This window comes from Bacillus cereus group sp. BfR-BA-01347 (genome assembly GCF_022663835.1).
Classification (GTDB): Bacteria; Bacillota; Bacilli; order Bacillales; family Bacillaceae_G; genus Bacillus_A; species Bacillus_A thuringiensis_K.
This window is the reverse complement of the sequence record NZ_JAKUGG010000008.1, coordinates 94,198-112,829: the sequence shown is the minus strand read 5'-3', so window position 1 is coordinate 112,829 and position 18,632 is coordinate 94,198. Positions and strand designations below refer to the sequence as shown.

Below are 18,632 nucleotides of genomic sequence, written 5' to 3'. Positions count from 1 at the left end.
AACAATGTTTGTATAGACCCACACGACTTTCGTTTGATACTCTATTTATAGAAAGAAATTCCTTTAAAGAAAGGTGAGTGATTAAAATGGATACTCTTTCTCATAAAGAAGCTGATAAAGGTGCTATTGTCAGCATTATGGCCTACATATTTTTATCCTCTATGAAAATCATCATCAGTTATATTACCCTCTCTAGCGCATTGCGTGCTGACGGTTTAAATAACTTAACGGATATCGGTGCTTCTTTAGCAATATTAATTGGTCTAAAAATATCTCGTAAACCTCGTGACCCAGATCATCCGTATGGGCATTCGCGGGCCGAACAAATCGCATCACTTGTTGCTTCCTTCATTATGGCAACAGTCGGATTAGAAGTTGTTATTAGTGCCATTCAATCTTTCTTAAATCCGAAACACGCAGCGCCTAATGTACTCGCTGCATGGGTTGCTTTATTTTCTGCTGTCGTTATGTATTGCGTGTATTTGTATACGAAAAAAATTGCAGCACGAACAAAAAGTAAATCATTAGAAGCCGCTGCAAAGGATAACTTATCAGATGCACTCGTAAGTATTGGTACTGTAGTAGGTATTGTCGGTTCTCAGTTCCAAATGCCTATTTTAGACCCTATTGCCGCTTTAATTGTCGGTCTTATTATTTGTAAAACTGCATGGGAGATTTTCGTAGAATCTTCTCATATGCTTACAGATGGAATTGATCCTGATAAAATGGAAGAATACGCTGATGCTATTGAGCATATTGGCGGTGTGGAAAACATTGTAGATATTCGAGCACGTATGTACGGGAATCAAACGTACGTTGATATTACAATTGAAGTAGATGCTCGTATGGATGTTGGAGAAAGTCACTGTATTACCGACAACATCGAAGCTATGCTTCGCAAAAAGTTTGGAATTTACCATGCACACATTCATGTTGAGCCAATGAAAAAAGAACCTATTATGACATAGGTTCTTTTTTTATAAACGTTTTATGGAATATAACACATAAAACGAGCCAGCTACCGCCGGCTGCCCATCCTGCTAATATGTCAGATGGATAGTGCACGCCAAGATATATTCGGCTAACTGAAATAGATAATACAACAAAGCTTGCTATAAGAATAATTAACAATTTTTTATGCAACGAAATACGCTCTTCAGTAATTGTGACGTATGCAATAAATCCTAAAAAAGCAGTAGCATTCATCGTATGACCGCTCGGAAAACTATATCCAGTTGCAGTAACAAGCTGCGTGACATCAGGTCTTGCTCGTTCGTACCATAGTTTAAGCATACTGTTTAAATAACGAGATCCGTAGTAATTAATTGTTAGAAGCAACGCACTAAGCAACTTTTTTCTAACGAGAAAATACATTACAAGAATAATGAGTAATGGAAAATATATTCTTTTGGAACCGATAAAAGACACCCAAGTAAAATAGGTCGTCAAATAATCGTTTCGAAAGCTTTGAATAAAATGTGCGACTATATTGTCAAAGTTCTCAATACAAGCGGTATGATACGAAAGTGATAATACGACAAAACAAATGAGTAACGTAAAACTTAGCAAGTATAAATGTCGATATCGTTTCACATACATAACCTCACTATGCAAAAAAATGGAGCGGTTGTTTTAGTTTTCCTCTCCATTTCTTTTTTATGCATAGTTTATTAAAAAATATAATTATTAATTTTTTGCTTCATCTCAGGGATATCTTCTCTTGTTACGGTAAAACGAATCACCTTCTCATCAAGATCAAGTGCCTCAGCGAATAAACCAGCTAATCCACGTGATTTTCTATCTACTTCCATAATTATTTCTAATCGGTCGTATGCACGTGGCAAGATTAATAATTCTAATTCATCTAATTTCCCATAGTACTCTCCAGAAACCGGAGTAAACTCAAATTCTTGTGCGAATGGAACTTGCTTACGTAATCGATGCGGTAATTCTTCACATTCTATATGACGTGCTTTAAACCCTAATTCATTTACACTATCTAAAACACTACTTAATAATGCATTGGGTAACACTTGAACGTAGTCGCGGTCACTTGGGTCTATACTACGTTTAATATCAAGACCTGTATGAATCCAAACCGTTTTCATACCAAGTGTAAGTGGTGCTTCAATTGGCATTGGAAAAGAAAATGGAATGTCAACTTTTTCATTCGGTTCTACAGAAAACGGTTCTGTTAAGCGTACTCGCTCTAAATCATATGTTGCTGTTACTTTCTTATCATCCACTTCTCGTACATACGACGTTGATAATGTTAAGTAAATGCTTTCAATTTGTTGGCTAACTGAACCTCCAGTTATATGAACTTTTCCAACTATTTCTTCCCCAACAATATACTCATCTTTTTCAAGAACAGTATCTACCTTTGCCCTTCCAATACCAACGCTTGCTAAAAACTTTTGAAACATGGAGTCTCCATCCTTTCTAAAGCAGAAGCTACATCTTGTTTTAAATCTTGTACATTCTCATAGTACGGCGTTTTTATTTGTAACATTCGCATAAGCATTTCGCGAGTATAATGTTCCAAAGTTAATTCTTCGTACCATGGTTTTTCCTGTTTTTCATTAGATTCATATCCTGCATATAATAAAAATAATGAGAAATGACCGAGCGCATAAAAGTCGCTACGAAAGTGAACTTCTCGCATCAAAGCTTGTTCACCTTCGTAAGTTGTAGCTCGCTCATCATCCTCACCTTTCCATTTAGCCAATCCAAAATCAATAATACTAATTTGATTTTCTTTCATTAGTATGTTTGGAATGCGTAAATCTCGATGAATAATGCCTTCACTATGAAACACCGATACAATTTCTAATATTTCATATAAAATCTCAAAAACTTCACGTTCTGTATATACATACCCATCTATGAAAATATAATCTTCAAAATTTTTACCAGGCATGTACTCCATCACAAAGAAGCTCTTTTTCTCCCATAGGAAATGATCATATAGACTAGGAATTGCATGATGATTTAATGTTTGTAAAATCATTTTCTCTTGTTCAAATGATCTTCTACCAGACTCATATCTTTGTTTACTTTGTCTTAATTGTTTTAAGACTTTATATCTATTTATTTGTAAATCATTAACGACATATGTAACCCCATAACTGCCCATTCCAATTACTGATTCAATTTTATAACGCTCTGCAACAATTGTATTTTTTCGCAGTGGTCTATCAAATAATGCTAGTACACGACGCCATTTCATCAGCTGCTTGAAAAGAAGCTACGGCTTTTACGTTTTCTTTTATAATGTTGATGTCCATAACCAGATGAACGTCGTTTATAATCGCTACTTGAATACGAGCGCCCTCTACGACGATAATCACTACTTGAATACGAACGATATTTTTTCTTTCCTAATAAAGAATCAATAATTTTTTTGAACATTCCTTCACCTCTTGAGTAAAATTTCCTTTTCATTATACCAATAATTATTGACTATATTTGTGACAGGTTTGTAAAGAGTAAAAAACGACGGGTTATGCCCGTCGTTACTTTCATTCATCCTCTTCATCAAAAACTTCATCAATCATGCATTTCTCTAATAAATACTCAAATGTAATATCTGCGAGATCTTCAATTTCTTCTCGTTTTGGGACGTACCCTCTTTCAATTAGTTGCTCATAAAAAAACTCCGCAATCTCTTCCGTATCAATCACGACTTCAATTTCCTTCATGAGCATCACTCCTTTATTTCTGTTTTATGAAAAAATCTCAAAATTATGTATATGAGATTAGAAAAATAGATTTTATTTTTTTATAGGTCATAACCTTTGGACGAGATACATACGATTGTAGTACAAGCTATTCAAAGGGGGAAATAATAATGGAAAATCAATATGAAGTAGGACAAACAAAAGAAGAGTTCATGCATGAAGATCAATGGGCAGACTCTCTTATAAAGTGGCTTTTTATTTTTTTAATAGTTGTAGGCATACCTTATACTGCATATGTTGTTGTTCAATTTATTCTCTCTTTCTAGTTAACTATTTTTTCTCTGTCAATTTAACTAAATAATTATGAACAACATCCATTACAATTTTATATTCTTCATCTTTAAATGTATCGAACAATAATTGATAATCGTTATAAATATCAAGTAATCCATCAATGATTTCTTGACGATTCGTCTTAACACTCACTTTTTTCGAGTTGTTAATTGACTTTAACTTCCCTAAATCTAATTTATTCATACCTGCTTTATCTTGTTTCATTTTCTTCAAAATTGCATTTGCCGTTTGAGCATTGGCGAGTAACGTTAAATCTGATTCATCCGCTTCTAACCATTCACCATCCGTAATCCGTGACAATTCATAAATTGTATCTTCCCATGCGTCATTCTTATATCTCCATACTTCTGTACGAAAACCAACAATACGGAAAACATCTTTATCATATCCAGTTACTTGCACAAGATCACCAAACGTAAAATTATAATTTAATTCAATCCACTCCGTATCGCCCTTTTTCATATCTTGCTCTGTAACGTGCTGCAATGTTTGCTCTACGTAAAACCCATCGTGATTATTGACTTCGTATACATAAACTCCATCTAAAACCTTCATATTTGTGATTTTCCCAACGGTTCCATATAGCGTAATCACGACTATGTCCCCTACGTTGTATTTAGGTTGTTTTTTTCTTGCCATCTCTATCTCTCCTTTTTTTGACGTCGTGATTTTGATATCAGTATATGCAACCTACATAAAAACGCTTATCACAGAAGCTTATATTCATAAATTTTTTCAATAAAAAATATAATCTTATAAAATTTACATTACACTCAAAAAAAAAGCTAGTAACTAGACTAGCTTCAAATCAACAAATTTCATAATAAAAAACATACAGAATACTTCACTTTAAATAAAGTAATGTATTCTGTATGTTTTCAAATAGTTTTTATCTATCTTGTATGTATAAATCCCAGGCTTCATCAAATATAGACATACTTTCTAGCATTCCGCTCAACTCTAAGTATGAACTAATTTCATCATAGTCTTCAGATTGCTTCGGAAAACTTAAATCATCATACATCGCCTCTGCTAAATCTGAAATTTCATTTCTAAATAAAGCTGCACGATGCTTCATCATATAATGGTAAAATGTCTTTTTCAAAAATATTCCCTACCTTTCTAACTTGGGTACATTATACAAGGCAAAAAAGAAAAAAACCAGCATAAAAGCTGGTTAAAAATCGAAATAATTTCTTTTTAATAGACGTGGTCTTCCCATTAATTCTTCATATGTTAGTTGTTTTGGTAAATCTTTCGTGTAAATTAAGAATAATTGATCTTCAATTTCTTTTACTGTATGGTCTGATTGATAGTCCATCCCGCACGAGGAACAAGAAATACATGGTGTCTCTTGGATTTCAATGGCTTTCGTACCATCTGGTAATTCCCAATATACAGTATTCAAGCTTTCTTTCGCTTCTGTACTGTCACACCACATACAATTCATACTGCATCACCCTCAGTTTTTTTGTCGTTTTCTTCTAATTTAGCCATTTGTGCTTGATATTTTTTATCTTTTAATTGATCGCGCTTATCACGTTTATCTTTTAAAGATGCATGAGTATCATTATCTTCGTAGTCTTTACGACGGTTCATACGCTGTAAGTCGTCTGGAACGAGGTTAAATTTCTTATCGCTCATAAGACCTGCGATACCAACATCTGAACGTTTTTCTTCGTAGTTCGGATAAATCTCTTTAAAGTATCCTTCCGCTCTTCCTGGAATATAGCTCTCTGGCTCTGGATACGTCGTAATAACACCTTCAAAGTTACGAAGTACAACTTTATCTGCACTTTGTGAGATTAAATAGTTTGGTTGAAGTGCAATTTTACCGCCTCCACCTGGCGCATCAACAACGAATGTCGGAACAGCATAACCAGATGTGTGTCCACGTAAACCTTCAATAATCTCAAGACCTTTAGATACTGGTGCACGGAAGTGACCGATACCTTCAGATAAGTCACATTGATAAATGTAGTATGGACGTACACGGATTTTTACTAAGTCATGCATAAGTTTTTTCATAATTGGAACGCTGTCGTTAATACCAGCTAAAATTACTGCTTGGTTTCCGACTGGAACACCAGCATTCGCTAACATTTCACATGCCTTTTTCGATTCTTCAGTAATTTCAATAGATGTATTGAAATGTGTATTTAACCATACTGGATGGTATTTTTTAATAATGTTACATAAATTTTCTGTAATACGTTGTGGGAATACTACTGGTGCTCTCGTTCCGATACGAATAATCTCAACATGCGGAATCTCTCTTAAATTTTTTAATACATATTCTAAAATTTTATCGTTAATTAGAAGTCCGTCACCACCTGAGATTAATACATCTCGTACTTGTGGCGTTTCACGAATATAAGTAATTGCATCATCTAATTGTTTCTTCGGTACACCCATTCCAATTTGTCCACTAAAACGACGGCGTGTACAGTAACGACAATACATAGAACATTGATTTGTTACTAGGAATAGTACACGGTCTGGATAACGATGTGTTAGCCCTGGAACTGGTGAATCTTCATCTTCGTGAAGTGGATCTTCTAAATCATATTTTGTTTTATATAACTCTTCCGAAATCGGTACTGATTGCATCCGAATCGGACAGCGTGGATCATCAGGATTCATTAGCCAAGCATAGTATGGTGTAATGTTTAACGGGATCGTTTTCGTTGAAATTTTAACGCCCTCTTCTTCTTCAGGTGTTAAGTTAATCACTTTTCTTAAGTCATCTAACGTTTTGATCGTATTCGTTAATTGCCAAACCCAATCATTCCATTGCTCTTCAGTAACATCTTTCCATAATTCGATATCCTTCCAGTGACGATTTGGTTTGTATACATCATGTAACATTGCTATTCCCCCTTTTTATACGCTCATTCTTTATATAAGCAATAGTTATGCCAACTTTACATTGTTGATAAGTAATTGTGCGGAGAACCCTATTACATAAGCGAAAAAATATTTTTAAGCGTTGTATGAAATCAATACTTAACATCATATTCATTACTATTTATATATGTAAACGCTCTTTTATTCGTGCAAACACATAAAAACCGCCGATTATTCGGCGGTTTTGTCGTACTTGCTCAGTTTATATTGAAGCGTTTGACGAGGGATACCCAACATTTTTGCGGCTTGTAATATATTCCCTTCCGTTTCAATCAACGCTTGATCTATCAATTCTTTTTCTGTTTGATGAAGTGCTTCTCTAAGTGGCATTATACCCTTCTTCTTCGAAAACGTCTCTTTCCGAAATATACGTGGTAAACAATTGGCTGTTAATGTATTTCCTTCTGCAATAATAACAGCATGTTCAATCGTATGTTTTAACTCCCGGACATTTCCAGGCCACTGATAAGCTTGCAGTCTATCTTTCGCTTCCTCATCAATTTGAAGTACACCTTTTTTATAACTTTTATTATATTCTTTCAAAAAATAAGATGCTAATAATAGTACATCCTCAGTTCTTTCACGAAGCGGTGGGATATATAATGAAAATACGTTTAAGCGATAATATAAATCCGTGCGAATTTTATTCTCTCGTAAACATATTTCTGGAGGCTGGTTCATCGCGGTAATAACACGAACATCTACTTTTCTCGTCTTATTATCACCAATTCTTCTAATGACTCCATCTTCTAACACTCGTAACATTTTTGCCTGCAAATCAAGAGGCATTGAATTCAGTTCATCTAAAAATAATGTACCACCATCAACCAGTTCAAATAGCCCAGCTCTTTCAATCGCTCCTGTATAGCTTCCTTTTGTCGTTCCAAACAATAAACTTTCTAGTAGCGACTCTGGTAAAGCTGCACAGTTTTGTGCAATAAATGGCTTATTTTTTCTTTTAGAAGCTTCATGAATTGCTTGTACGAACAGTTCTTTTCCTGTTCCTGTTTCACCATATATTAAAACATTCGCGTCTGTTGGTGCTACTTTTTGTGCTAACTCTTTCGTCTGTTTAAACCGCGTATCATTTGTCACTATCGTCTCAAATGCAGCGTGCTTTTTAATCACTTTTTTTCTAGATGATCGCTTTATTTTCGACTGTAAATCAACAATTGTGTCAGTAAGTTTTTGAATTGTAGAGTAATCCTTTGCAATTTCAACAGCCCCAGCAATATTCCCATCTATAAAAATAGGTAATGTCGTATTTACTGTACAAACATCTTCACCATTTAAATTTTGATAATGCTGTACTTGATGTACGATAGGTTTTTTTGTATCTAGTACTTTCATCAATGTACTCGTTTCCCTTGATAAAGACGGGAACGCTTCTAACAGATGTTTCCCTAACACTTTTTCAATCTTCGATCCATCGTGTTTTGCAGCTACAGAATTATAAAATATTGTAATTCCATTCTCATCTACAGCGTGTATAGCCTCATCAATACTGCCCAAAATCGCTTCAATGACTTCTTGTGTCGAAACTGCTAGCAATGTCATCCCCCCTCTTGCCGAAAATTCAGCAATTACATGCCGAATTTTCGGCATACCTATGTGCGATTGTAAGCATGACGATTCCGTTCTATAATTTTGATCAATTTTATATTTTCATTAGATAACTCGAGACTCTAATTAGTACGGCTTTTCGAACACCCAGCTCCACCTAACTGTTTTGCTTTACAGCCAAATTTTGAGGCGAAATTTTTACTGCTTTCGAATAGCTAGATAGATTTTTCACCCATATATTCATATCTTCCAACTTATCGAAAATGTAACAATTATTCGCCAGTCTTCCTGTATACGTATAGCCTAACTGATGAAAGGCAGCATTCATTCCGAAAGAAAGCGATCGAGCAATTGTATAGGAGCAGAAAATAGATCTTTCTCGAAGTTCTTCCTCTAATTTAATTAGTAAACTTTTCATAAATCCATGTTTACGATATTCAGGTAAAGTAGCACAATTTGTTAATTCTGCATTCCCTTCCTTTATGTTCATTTCTGCAGATGCTGTACTAATAATTTTCCCCTCAAATTCATATACGTAGTAAATTGTATCGTCTTCTTTCATCGTCTGTAATACATAACTCGCTTCATTTAAAGGTGTCGGATACACTTCAAACACTTTTCCGAATACAATTGCTAATTCTTCTGCATCTTCTTCAGTCGCTTTTCTCAGCAAAAATTCCTCTGGAACTACTTTTTCTTTTATTTCTTTTGCTTTTACACCGCTTAATATAGTATCTTCCTCAGTCCAATGCATACTATTTCGTCTTTCATCATTATTATATTTCACGAAAAAGTATGCATCGTGTCCTTGAAAATAATGAGGTATCGTTGCTTCCAACAAAAAACCGAAAGAGAGCCATGTTGAAACATGCTCTCCCTTTCCTTTAATAATGCATTTAGTGAAAGAATGTTTCTCTGCTAGTTCGTCAATTGTCTGTATAATACTTTCAACATTTCCTGTATAGTGATCTACCCGGATACGTTTATTAAAATAATCTAAAACGCCTTCTACTGTATAACAATTCGTCTGTTCTCTAAAAGATTCATAGTATTTCATTTTTTCACCTCACACCAATCTAGTAATGTACATGCAATAATTTTTGCGGCAGCTATCATTTTATCAACTTCTATATATTCGTTTGGATAGTGTGCTACTTTCGTCTCTCCTGGACCAAATACTATTGTTGGTACGTTTGCAATTTGTGTAAATAAACCTCCATCAGTCCCCCACGGAGATGCTTCAATAATTGGTTCGTTCCCTTCGATTTCAACAAAGTTGTGATGAAGTGTCGTAATGAGTTCATGATTCTCTTCTAGTTCACCAGGAACCCATCTCGCTCCAAACCATTCTACTTCTACTGGATTTTCAACAAACCAATTGTCCACATCATTTAATTCAGCAATCCAATTCTCAAACTCTTCTTTTGCCGCCTCTATAGTCTCATTCGGCGCAACACCGCATCTTCCTTCTAAAATTAATTCATCGGGAACAGAACTTGGCCAACTCCCTCCTTCAATTTTCCCAATGTTAATTGGAATCGGAATCGGAATTCCTTTAAATAACGGATCTGTAATTCGACTATTTCTTTTCTCCTCTAGCTTTCTTACATGTTCTATAACAAACATACTTTTTTCAATTGCACTAACCCCTTCATAGCGCGTTCCACCGTGTGCAGCTTTCCCTTTTACACGTAGACGAAACCACATGGAACCTTGTTGTTTCGGGAAAAACTTCATATTAGTAGGCTCTGGAATAATGACACCATCTGCCTTATATCCTCGTAATATAGTTGCTAATGTCCCAGCTCCGCCACTTTCCTCTTCTATTACACTTTGAAAATAGATGTCTCCTTTTAATTCAATGTTAGATTCAATAATCGCTTCCATCGCAAGCATAAGTGCGACATTTCCGCCTTTCATATCCGTCGTTCCACGGCCATATATACGATTTCCTATTTTCTCACCGCTATAAGGATGATGTTCCCACTGATTCACATCCCCTTCTGGAACTACATCAATATGCCCATTTAATATCATAGATTTCCCGTCGCCACTTCCTTTTAAAGTTGCTACAATATTTGGGCTATCTGAAAAACTTGTACGGGGTGATACAAAATAAGGATGATCTTTCATTTTAGAAAAAGAAGGCTCCCATATATCAAGGTCTAAACCTAATTCACGTAATTTTTCAATCACAATTGCCTGCGCTCCGCTTTCATCACCAGATACGCTCTTTTCTTGAATTAATCGTTTTAAAAATTTCACACTTTCCTCTTCATGGCTCTCAATATAATCACAAACTTGCTTTTTTAATTGCTCCATATATTACATCTCCCTTCATTCAATTACTAGTAAGTTAGAACTAATTTGAAAATCAGCTTCTGTATGTCGTTTTACATCTTCTACTGTGTATGGGCTCATTAATTCTAGTAATATAAGTCCACTCGGAGTTACCTCCATGACTGCCATATCAGTAATAATTAAATCTACACATTTCTTTGAAGTTAATGGCAATGTACACTCTGAAACAATTTTTGCATTTCCGTACTTATCAACATGATTCATCACAACAACGACCCGCTTCGCTTTTTGTGCTAAATCCATTGCTCCACCAATACCTGGAACACGTTTTCCAGGTACAATCCAGTTTGCTAAGTCACCATTTTCACTTACTTGTAATGAACCAAGAATCGTTATGTCTAGCAAACCTTTTCGAATCATACCAAACGCTGTGCAACTATCGAAATAACTCGCTCCTGTTATAAGAGAAGTTGGTAAACCTGCTGCGTTACACAAATTTTCGTCTTCATTCCCTTTACTTGGCGTTGGTCCCATGCCGACGATTCCATTTTCCGCATGAAACATAACATTTATATCGTCAGGCAAATGATTTGGTACAAGCGATGGTATGCCAATACCTAAATTTACAATCATGCCATTTTGTATTTCTTTCGCCGCTCGCCTAGCAATCTTATCCCTCACTTCTACGCCCATACCCATTTCCAGTTCACTCCTTCCGACGGTACAATATAATTTACGAAAACACCTGGAACGACAATTTCCTCTGGATCTAAACTTCCAAGCGGAACTATTTCTTCTGCTTCTACAATTGTTATATCCCCAGCCATAGCTACGTGAGGATTCATATTTCGTGCACTTTTGTCAAATACAAGGTTACCAAACGGATCTGCCTTTTTCGCATATACAATTGAAACTTCAGCAGTTAACGCTGTTTCAACTAAGTAGGTCTTACCATCCATTTCAACTGTTCGTTTTCCCTCTTCCACAATCGTATCAACACCAACATCAACTAAAACACCACCAAGACCAACGCCACCAGCGCGAATGCGCTCTGCTAATGTTCCCTGCGGAGAAAACTCAATTTGTAATCTTCCCTCGTTTAGTTGCCTTCCTGCATTTGGATTGGAGCCAATGTGAGAAGTAATTAGTGATTTAACTCTTTCATTTGTAACAAGACGACCGATACCTACATCAGGAAATCCAGTGTCATTTCCAACCAAATTTAAATTTGTAATGCCTTTTTCTAAAATTGCCTGTATTAAAGATGGAGGGGATCCAATCCCTCCAAATCCCCCAAACATTAATGTCATATCATCATGGAACAAAGAAATTACTTCCTCAATTTCTTTTAATTTACCGAATGTATTTGTAATAGTTGTCATGCGATACTATGCCCTCCTTTTTGCATCATCTCTTCCACACTTTTAGAGAAAATTGAAAGTAATTCATCTAACTCGGAATATGTAGTTGTCATTGGCGGTGCTACAAGCAGTGCACTATCTTCTTTTCCTGCTTGCCCTGAAACGGCTTGGTATAAAAGTAGCCCATTTTTAGCTGCAACTGAAATAAGCTCTGACGCTTTTGTAAACGGTTGCAATTCTACTCCGATTAGCAACCCTTTTCCGCGCACATCAGCAATGATTGTCGATTGTTGCTGAACTTTCTGTAAGCCTTTTATTAAATACTCTCCCTTTTCTGCTGTTTTTTCAGGGAGATTATGTTTCTCCATATATTCAATAACAGCTAAAGCCGTTGCTGCAGACAAGGGATTTGCACTTAACGTATGACCGCTCATTACTGAACGTGATCCACGTAATATTGGTTCCATAACACGATCACTTACAACTGTCGCTGCCATCGGTGTATATCCCGCTCCTAACCCTTTACCAAGTGTCATAATATCCGGCTCTACACCCCAATGCTCCATCGCAAACCACGCTCCAGTACGACCAAGCCCAGTCATTACTTCATCCGCAATAAATAAAATATCGTAATGATTACAAATATCTTTAATGACTTTATAATAGTCCTTCGGCGGAACAACCGCGCCTCCAGCTGCTCCGATAATCGGCTCAGCAATAAAAGCAGCAATATGCTCTGCACCAATTCTTTCAATTGATCTTTCTAGTTCAGTCGCACATGCCAGCTGACAAGTTGGATATACCTTTTGAACAGGACATCTGAAACAATATGGAGCTGGTATAGTCGGATAGTCTTCCAAAATAGATACAAAACGTTGTCTACGTAGTGGGTGACCAGACATCGATAAAGCACCCATCGTAATGCCGTGATAACTCATCCATCTTGATAAAATTTTATGTTTCCCTTGAATACCTCGCTCTTGAAAATGCTGAATTGCAATTTTCATAGCTGTTTCATTCGCTTCCGTACCACTATTTACAAAAAAACTCCAGTTCAAATCTCCTACACTTAAATCACTTAACTTCTTCGCTAATTTTTCAGCTGGTTCACTCGTAAACTGTGATCTATAAACGAAAGCAATCTCCTCAGCTTGCTTTTTAATAACGTCTGCAATCTCCTTTACGCCATGCCCAATACCTGCCGTAATTGCTCCTGACGAACCATCAAAATATTTATTGCCATTTTGATCATACAAATAAACACCTTTTCCATGTGAAATCATTGGATACGGCTGACCAACAAGTGGTTTAATTAAGTAATCGCGCATAGCGCTCCCCCATTTCTCCAATTTGTATATATATATGAAGAAAATTGACGTTTCTTTCATAAAAAAGAATCCTCTGCAAAAGCAGTGAATTTATCAAAAAACTATTATAAAATATACAAATGAGTGCTTAAAAATATTTATAAAACAGAAAATTCAGAGCTCTAAACGAAGACCAATCCTTTTCTATACGCCCAAATAACCCTCCCTTTTATATGAAATGACTACATCACCAAATGTTTTTATAGCATAATGTCAGCTGTCCTTAAATGCCGACATTCTGTACACTTCGACGGAACTCCCGTTAAACTCCTTCCTATTATCCTACTTTAAATTGCATATTTTAAAACAAATTTCGACACCCCACCTTACTAATCAATTCAAATTCCTATTTATTATGTAAACTTTTCATTTTTAAACTATAAAAAAAGAACCGATTAACCACACTAATCAGTTCGTCATGACGCTCTCTTATGGGTTAATACTGTCAATTGCTAAAATAAATAGAAAAATGAAGTTTACAAATTCATCCTACAGCCTATAACACAAAATCTTTTCATAACTTCATTCACAATTACTATCGGGATATCCCTATCCCGAAGTGGCACTCCTTTTCTCAGATTTAAATTATCTTTCCTTTATAATTTATGTAGGACAATTATCACTTTGTATGTGTATTTGCCTATAATTAAAAAAATCCCTAGTTTTCTAGCGATTTTTGGACATGTATTCTATATGTTAATTGAAATGCACTTACAATTTGGCATTTATTTTACTTTCATACAGTCATATGTACTGCTTTACTCTGCGAAATACTCATAAGCACCAGCACCTCTTTATGACAACATATTTGTTGTCAATTTTTAATTTCCCCTCTATAAAATCATTTTTTTCGCATAACCGCTTTCTTGCTTCGCATATAGTTTTAATGATGACAAAGGAGGAATGTTCATGTCTCAATCTGAAATCGAAAAATATGGACAAGAAGTTACACAATACGAACAGCTCGCACGTTACTATCAGTTTCGTAATCCTAAAAAATATATAGAATTATATATGAAATATTACGATGCACTATCAAAACTTGTACAGGCGTATGAAACAAGAGATTCACAAGAAGCTGCTTTACCTTCACATATAAGAATTTTTCATGCCAATCCAAATATACCGGCTGTTGACATTTTAGTAAACGGACAAAAAGTTATTAAAAATATTTCATTTAAGCAATTCAGCCCTTATTTATCATTAGTACAAGGTAAATACCGTATAGATATTGTTCCTGTCGGAAATGAAACTCCAATCTTTTCAGCGCTGGTACCAATAATGGGAAATCATACTTATACTCTTGCTGCAATAAATAGTGACAATCACCTACAATTACAACCTATACTTGATAATACACATTTACCAGCTGGTCAAGCCAAAATACGCTTTGCACATTTCTCTCCAGATACCCCTGTTGTAAATGTAGATTTAAAAGATGGGGATCATTTATTTGAAAATGTACTCTTTAAACAAATAACAGATTTTTTGCAAGTTAGCCCTGGTACAGCAGATATTGAAATTTCACTCGCAGATAATAAAAACGTTTTACTGACTATACCGAAATTCAATGTTGAACCAAATGTTATTTATACAATTTCAATAGTAGGTTATTCAACTAAAGATCCTAAATTAGAAGCCGTCATACTCACAAATTAAAACAGTCTACACCATTCATTTGGTGTAGACTGTTTATTTTTGAAATGCAATTTGAAATTCTGTCCAATCGTTATCTGATCGACACATAATGGACCCATTATGTTTTTCCACAATTTGTTTACATACAAATAATCCAATACCAGTTCCTAACTTTTTAGTAGTTACAAATGGTTCAAAAATCGTTTCTACATTTTCAGCTGGAATCATTGGTCCATTATTTTTTATCACAATTCGAATAGCTTGATCTTCTTCAAATACATCGATGATAATTTTTCGTTCTTCTTTCATTGATTCAAGAGCATCAATTGAATTCATTAATATGTTTAAAAATACTTGTCTCACTTCACTTCGATAACCAACAAGCGGAATTGGATACGGTAAGTTCTTTTCAATCAAAACATTCGCATTGACCAAACTCGGATATAAGAATTGTATAATGTCTTGAAACAAGTCATTAAGCCAAAACCGTTCCGATTCATTCCACATTTCTTTTTTCGATACGAGTAAAAATTGCGAAATACGAAAATTTAATTGGTCTAATTCATGCGAAATAATATCTAAATACGATAAACTCGGATGATCTGCCTTTAATAATTTGACAAACCCCATAATGGAAGTAAGCGGATTACGAAATTCATGTACAAAACTAGCTGACATTTGTCCTAAAATCGTCAGTCTTTCTTTATGTGTTTCGTTAATATATTGCTGTTTTTCCTCTAAATTCTTCGATATAATTTCCGAGTATTTTAAAACGGTATAATAAATTAATTTGTCAAAACAAGTATGTATTTTTGCCATAATTGGTTTCAATTCACGAGCACTAACATCTAATTCACACATCGCTTCGAAAAGTTCATTTCTTCCCACGTTTGCGTTATAAACAAAATCTCCAATATTCGCATCTGCTCCAGCACGTTCAATAGCAATTTTCTCGCATAACGGTTGAAGATAATTTATATCTTTATCTTCCATAGTAAGTTCGATAATTAACTCTAGTAAATCCTCTCCATTTTGAACTACTTCTAGTTTAAATGGATCTTTTTCGGAAATTATCATTTTGTTTTTCCAGTTCTCTACGAATTGGTGCCTATTGTTTTTCAAGTGTGAACAAAATATTTCTTTAATATCCTTATCGATTGGAAAAACCTCCATTCCCTCCATTTCCATACGACGAATACCCTTTATATTTTGAATATTAACACAAAAAATAAGATTCGTTAATAGATTTTTGTCACATTTTGTTAATTTCTGTTGATAAAATTATTTTTTTCTTTCTTATTTAACTAATTGTATGTAAATCCCCTTTTTCCTTCACATATTTTCATTATTTCCTTAGTCAAAACGACTTTTTTTTGCATCATTTTTAATTCTTGCGTACAATAGAAAATGAAAGGTGTGAAAAATATGGTAAATAAAAATGTGGAAGATTATCTCCAAGAAGGCATTTACGGCCAAAAGCAAAACAAACCAGAAGAACGTAATATGTATTTAACTACATTACGTGAGCGTGTGGAAATCGCTTTAACGATCGGTCAAGTAATGCAAAGTAATGTATACTCTGAAGTGGCGGGTAGCATGCGCTCTTCTCAATCATTACAACTCCTCCTAAATGGTGGCATTGCTTACCCACATTTATCAAAATACATTAAATTAGCAAACGAAAAAAATGTTCCTTTTACAATTGTTCAAAATAAAGATACAAAAACACCAATCGGTTTAGTATTAACTCATGCTACTGCTGTAGATAAAGAACAAATTTATGTAGAAGATACTATTTTCAAACAAGAAATGAAGTAAAAGTTACACTTAATTAAATAGTTACTAGAAGCGTAAAAAACGAGTATGGAATCGTAAACATTTCCTACTCGTTTTTTAGCGCAAGTTTTAAGTTTTTCTACTTTATTTTTTAATACATACTAATTTCATTTCTGTCATTTCTTCTATTGCATATTTAATTCCTTCGCGCCCCGTGCCACTTTCTTTCACGCCACCATAAGGCATATGATCTACTCTGAACGTTGGAATATCATTAATCATGACACCACCAACCTCTAGCTCATCAATTGCACGCATTGCTTTAAATAAATTATTTGTAAATACCCCTGCCTGTAAGCCGTAACGCGAATTATTTACTTGCTCAATCGCTTCATCAAATTCTTTAAATGTATTTACTGTCATGAGTGGACCGAATACTTCTTGGCACTGCACAGATACATGATCTGGAACATTTGTTAATACAGTCGGTTCAAAAATTCTTGCATCCTGCTTTTTACCACCGCATAAAACAGTTGCTCCTTCCTTAATTGCTTCTTGAACCCACATATCAATTCGCTCTACATCTTTTTTTGAAATTAAAGCTGATACATCCGTTTCCTCAAGCAGTGGATCACCAACAACAACTGATTCCATCGCTTTCTTTAGCTTCGAAAGAAATTCATGTATTTTCGTTTCATGTACAAAAACACGTTGTACGGAAATACAAACTTGCCCATTATTAACAAATGCTCCCCATTTTACACGTTCAATTATTTCATCTGTTAACTCTACATCTTCATCAATAATAACAGCAGCATTTGAGCCTAGTTCTAACGTAACTCGTTTTAGCCCAGCCTTTTGTTTTATTCCGATTCCAACTTTTGGACTTCCGGTAAAAGTAATAGAAGCAACATAATCATTTTTGACGATTGCCTCACCAACCGTGGAGCCAGGGCCAGAAATGATATTTAAAGCTCCATTTGGCAATCCTGCCTCTTTAAATAACTCAACTAATGCATAAGATGATAATGGCGTTTGATCAGCTGGCTTTAATACAACTGTATTTCCGGCAGCAATTGCTGGTCCAACTTTATGCGCTACTAAATTTAATGGGAAATTAAATGGTGTAATAGCCCCTATAACCCCAATCGGCTTTCGGATTGTATATGCAATACGCCCATTCGCACCAGGTGCGGCGTCTAATGGCAATGTTTCACCATATATACGCTTCGCTTCTTCAGCTGCAAATTTGTACGTTTGAACAGTACGATCTACTTCTCCCCTTGCAGCACGTATTGGTTTGGCAGCTTCTTTTGCAATAATCTCTGCAAATTCTTCTCTTCTTTCATCCATTTTTTGTGCAACTTTCTCTAAAATAGTCGCACGATCATATGCAGATAATTTATTCATTTTTGTCATTGCATTTTTTGCAGCAGTAACAGCCTCTTTTACATCTTCTTCCGTTCCTTGTGCAATTTCCGCTAATGTTTCTTCAGAATATGGTGCGTATAATGGTTTATACGTGTTTACAGTTTTCCAATGTCCATTTATATATAAATGCTTTTTCATACTTCTTCTCCTTCCAAATATATGTATACAATAATATTTCACCTAGTGAAAGAACTGACTTATTTCATTGTATCATAGCCCCTATCCCTCAAAAAACATTATGCTCAAAAAAACTC

The 18,632-nt window shown here is 35.0% G+C and carries 21 protein-coding genes; 4 read left to right on the top strand and 17 right to left on the bottom strand.

Going from position 1 to position 18,632, the window contains the following annotated elements; translation table 11 throughout:
* The first annotated feature begins 86 nt into the window (after nucleotides 1-86).
* Nucleotides 87-968: a cation diffusion facilitator family transporter gene (locus MR143_RS14435; RefSeq protein ID WP_000380379.1), complete on the top strand. Its 882-nt coding sequence runs from the start codon at nucleotides 87-89 to the stop codon at nucleotides 966-968.
* Here the strand turns inward: MR143_RS14435 and MR143_RS14430 are convergent.
* From MR143_RS14430 to MR143_RS14410, 5 genes are all read right to left on the bottom strand, one after another.
* Entirely contained in the window at nucleotides 958-1,593 is a 636-nt protein-coding gene (locus MR143_RS14430) for a phosphatase PAP2 family protein (RefSeq protein WP_000833370.1), read from the bottom strand. The two genes, MR143_RS14435 and MR143_RS14430, sit on opposite strands and share 11 nt — an antisense overlap.
* Before the next feature lie 77 nt (nucleotides 1,594-1,670).
* A complete protein-coding gene (locus tag MR143_RS14425; protein WP_242280808.1) occupies nucleotides 1,671-2,426 on the bottom strand; it encodes a sporulation protein in 756 nt (251 codons plus the stop codon).
* Nucleotides 2,408-3,229, bottom strand: coding sequence for a serine/threonine protein kinase (locus MR143_RS14420; RefSeq protein WP_000872068.1), 822 nt, complete (start codon nucleotides 3,227-3,229; stop codon nucleotides 2,408-2,410). Before MR143_RS14420 ends, MR143_RS14425 begins: the two co-directional genes overlap by 19 nt.
* Nucleotides 3,229-3,411, bottom strand: a complete 183-nt coding sequence (locus tag MR143_RS14415) for a hypothetical protein (protein WP_000473371.1) — start codon at nucleotides 3,409-3,411, stop codon at nucleotides 3,229-3,231. The genes MR143_RS14420 and MR143_RS14415 overlap by 1 nt, the downstream gene beginning before the upstream one ends.
* A gap of 110 nt (nucleotides 3,412-3,521) precedes the next feature.
* On the bottom strand, nucleotides 3,522-3,701 hold the full coding sequence (locus tag MR143_RS14410) for a YozD family protein (protein WP_000658451.1): 180 nt from the start codon (nucleotides 3,699-3,701) through the stop codon (nucleotides 3,522-3,524).
* 149 nt (nucleotides 3,702-3,850) lie between these two features.
* Between MR143_RS14410 and MR143_RS14405 the strand changes: the two genes are divergently transcribed.
* Nucleotides 3,851-4,006, top strand: a complete 156-nt coding sequence (locus tag MR143_RS14405) for a DUF3930 family protein (RefSeq protein ID WP_000431486.1) — start codon at nucleotides 3,851-3,853, stop codon at nucleotides 4,004-4,006.
* 4 nt (nucleotides 4,007-4,010) lie between these two features.
* On the opposite strand, the gene MR143_RS14400 is transcribed toward MR143_RS14405, so the two are convergent.
* From MR143_RS14400 to MR143_RS14355, 10 genes are all read right to left on the bottom strand, one after another.
* On the bottom strand, nucleotides 4,011-4,673 hold the full coding sequence (locus MR143_RS14400) for a hypothetical protein (protein ID WP_000101499.1): 663 nt from the start codon (nucleotides 4,671-4,673) through the stop codon (nucleotides 4,011-4,013).
* Nucleotides 4,674-4,923: 250 nt separating this feature from the next.
* Entirely contained in the window at nucleotides 4,924-5,139 is a 216-nt protein-coding gene (locus tag MR143_RS14395; protein ID WP_000750717.1) for a YozE family protein, read from the bottom strand.
* A 72-nt stretch (nucleotides 5,140-5,211) separates the two neighbouring features.
* Nucleotides 5,212-5,484, bottom strand: coding sequence for a YokU family protein (locus MR143_RS14390; protein WP_000995763.1), 273 nt, complete (start codon nucleotides 5,482-5,484; stop codon nucleotides 5,212-5,214).
* Nucleotides 5,481-6,902, bottom strand: a complete 1,422-nt coding sequence (gene kamA, locus MR143_RS14385; RefSeq protein WP_000902147.1) for a lysine 2,3-aminomutase — start codon at nucleotides 6,900-6,902, stop codon at nucleotides 5,481-5,483. Before kamA ends, MR143_RS14390 begins: the two co-directional genes overlap by 4 nt.
* Nucleotides 6,903-7,112: 210 nt before the next feature.
* Complete coding sequence (rocR, locus tag MR143_RS14380) at nucleotides 7,113-8,498, bottom strand: arginine utilization transcriptional regulator RocR (protein ID WP_080029637.1); 1,386 nt, start codon at nucleotides 8,496-8,498, stop codon at nucleotides 7,113-7,115.
* Nucleotides 8,499-8,661: 163 nt separating this feature from the next.
* Nucleotides 8,662-9,561, bottom strand: a complete 900-nt coding sequence (gene ablB, locus MR143_RS14375; RefSeq protein ID WP_000878595.1) for a putative beta-lysine N-acetyltransferase — start codon at nucleotides 9,559-9,561, stop codon at nucleotides 8,662-8,664.
* Complete coding sequence (locus MR143_RS14370) at nucleotides 9,558-10,826, bottom strand: peptidase (RefSeq protein ID WP_000436690.1); 1,269 nt, start codon at nucleotides 10,824-10,826, stop codon at nucleotides 9,558-9,560. Before MR143_RS14370 ends, ablB begins: the two co-directional genes overlap by 4 nt.
* Nucleotides 10,827-10,841: 15 nt before the next feature.
* Complete coding sequence (locus MR143_RS14365; RefSeq protein ID WP_000525274.1) at nucleotides 10,842-11,504, bottom strand: CoA transferase subunit B; 663 nt, start codon at nucleotides 11,502-11,504, stop codon at nucleotides 10,842-10,844.
* Nucleotides 11,489-12,187, bottom strand: a complete 699-nt coding sequence (gene atoD / locus MR143_RS14360; RefSeq protein WP_000208101.1) for an acetate CoA-transferase subunit alpha — start codon at nucleotides 12,185-12,187, stop codon at nucleotides 11,489-11,491. Before atoD ends, MR143_RS14365 begins: the two co-directional genes overlap by 16 nt.
* The gene (locus MR143_RS14355; protein ID WP_001205879.1) at nucleotides 12,184-13,494 is read right to left on the bottom strand and encodes an aspartate aminotransferase family protein; all 1,311 of its coding nucleotides are present in this window, start codon (nucleotides 13,492-13,494) and stop codon (nucleotides 12,184-12,186) included. The genes atoD and MR143_RS14355 overlap by 4 nt, the downstream gene beginning before the upstream one ends.
* 948 nt (nucleotides 13,495-14,442) lie before the next feature.
* On the opposite strand from MR143_RS14355, the gene MR143_RS14350 reads away from it, so the two are divergent.
* Nucleotides 14,443-15,192, top strand: coding sequence for a DUF4397 domain-containing protein (locus tag MR143_RS14350; RefSeq protein ID WP_000083286.1), 750 nt, complete (start codon nucleotides 14,443-14,445; stop codon nucleotides 15,190-15,192).
* A 33-nt stretch (nucleotides 15,193-15,225) separates the two neighbouring features.
* Here MR143_RS14350 and MR143_RS14345 read toward each other — a convergent pair whose 3' ends face one another.
* Entirely contained in the window at nucleotides 15,226-16,359 is a 1,134-nt protein-coding gene (locus MR143_RS14345) for a BA2291 family sporulation histidine kinase (RefSeq protein ID WP_000425086.1), read from the bottom strand.
* A 237-nt stretch (nucleotides 16,360-16,596) separates the two neighbouring features.
* On the opposite strand from MR143_RS14345, the gene MR143_RS14340 reads away from it, so the two are divergent.
* Nucleotides 16,597-16,989 (top strand): YueI family protein, encoded by a 393-nt coding sequence (locus tag MR143_RS14340; RefSeq protein WP_000247560.1) that lies wholly within the window; start codon nucleotides 16,597-16,599, stop codon nucleotides 16,987-16,989.
* Between the two features lie 102 nt (nucleotides 16,990-17,091).
* Here the strand turns inward: MR143_RS14340 and MR143_RS14335 are convergent, their stop codons facing one another.
* The gene (locus tag MR143_RS14335; RefSeq protein WP_000716479.1) at nucleotides 17,092-18,516 is read right to left on the bottom strand and encodes an aldehyde dehydrogenase family protein; all 1,425 of its coding nucleotides are present in this window, start codon (nucleotides 18,514-18,516) and stop codon (nucleotides 17,092-17,094) included.
* Nucleotides 18,517-18,632: the final 116 nt, after the last annotated feature.

What these genes read in the sequence shown, in the direction of transcription:
- MR143_RS14400 (WP_000101499.1), bottom strand. Translation starts at nt 4,673, where the DNA reads ATGGCAAGAAAAAAACAACCTAAATACAACGTAGGGGACATAGTCGTG.
- MR143_RS14420 (WP_000872068.1), bottom strand. Translation starts at nt 3,229, where the DNA reads ATGAAATGGCGTCGTGTACTAGCATTATTTGATAGACCACTGCGAAAA.
- MR143_RS14405 (WP_000431486.1), top strand. Translation starts at nt 3,851, where the DNA reads ATGGAAAATCAATATGAAGTAGGACAAACAAAAGAAGAGTTCATGCAT.
- MR143_RS14415 (WP_000473371.1), bottom strand. Translation starts at nt 3,411, where the DNA reads ATGTTCAAAAAAATTATTGATTCTTTATTAGGAAAGAAAAAATATCGT.
- MR143_RS14410 (WP_000658451.1), bottom strand. Translation starts at nt 3,701, where the DNA reads ATGAAGGAAATTGAAGTCGTGATTGATACGGAAGAGATTGCGGAGTTT.
- MR143_RS14435 (WP_000380379.1), top strand. Translation starts at nt 87, where the DNA reads ATGGATACTCTTTCTCATAAAGAAGCTGATAAAGGTGCTATTGTCAGC.
- MR143_RS14425 (WP_242280808.1), bottom strand. Translation starts at nt 2,426, where the DNA reads ATGTTTCAAAAGTTTTTAGCAAGCGTTGGTATTGGAAGGGCAAAGGTA.
- MR143_RS14355 (WP_001205879.1), bottom strand. Translation starts at nt 13,494, where the DNA reads ATGCGCGATTACTTAATTAAACCACTTGTTGGTCAGCCGTATCCAATG.
- MR143_RS14350 (WP_000083286.1), top strand. Translation starts at nt 14,443, where the DNA reads ATGTCTCAATCTGAAATCGAAAAATATGGACAAGAAGTTACACAATAC.
- MR143_RS14345 (WP_000425086.1), bottom strand. Translation starts at nt 16,359, where the DNA reads ATGGAAATGGAGGGAATGGAGGTTTTTCCAATCGATAAGGATATTAAA.
- ablB (WP_000878595.1), bottom strand. Translation starts at nt 9,561, where the DNA reads ATGAAATACTATGAATCTTTTAGAGAACAGACGAATTGTTATACAGTA.
- rocR (WP_080029637.1), bottom strand. Translation starts at nt 8,498, where the DNA reads ATGACATTGCTAGCAGTTTCGACACAAGAAGTCATTGAAGCGATTTTG.
- MR143_RS14340 (WP_000247560.1), top strand. Translation starts at nt 16,597, where the DNA reads ATGGTAAATAAAAATGTGGAAGATTATCTCCAAGAAGGCATTTACGGC.
- MR143_RS14335 (WP_000716479.1), bottom strand. Translation starts at nt 18,516, where the DNA reads ATGAAAAAGCATTTATATATAAATGGACATTGGAAAACTGTAAACACG.
- atoD (WP_000208101.1), bottom strand. Translation starts at nt 12,187, where the DNA reads ATGACAACTATTACAAATACATTCGGTAAATTAAAAGAAATTGAGGAA.
- kamA (WP_000902147.1), bottom strand. Translation starts at nt 6,902, where the DNA reads ATGTTACATGATGTATACAAACCAAATCGTCACTGGAAGGATATCGAA.
- MR143_RS14365 (WP_000525274.1), bottom strand. Translation starts at nt 11,504, where the DNA reads ATGGGTATGGGCGTAGAAGTGAGGGATAAGATTGCTAGGCGAGCGGCG.
- MR143_RS14390 (WP_000995763.1), bottom strand. Translation starts at nt 5,484, where the DNA reads ATGAATTGTATGTGGTGTGACAGTACAGAAGCGAAAGAAAGCTTGAAT.
- MR143_RS14370 (WP_000436690.1), bottom strand. Translation starts at nt 10,826, where the DNA reads ATGGAGCAATTAAAAAAGCAAGTTTGTGATTATATTGAGAGCCATGAA.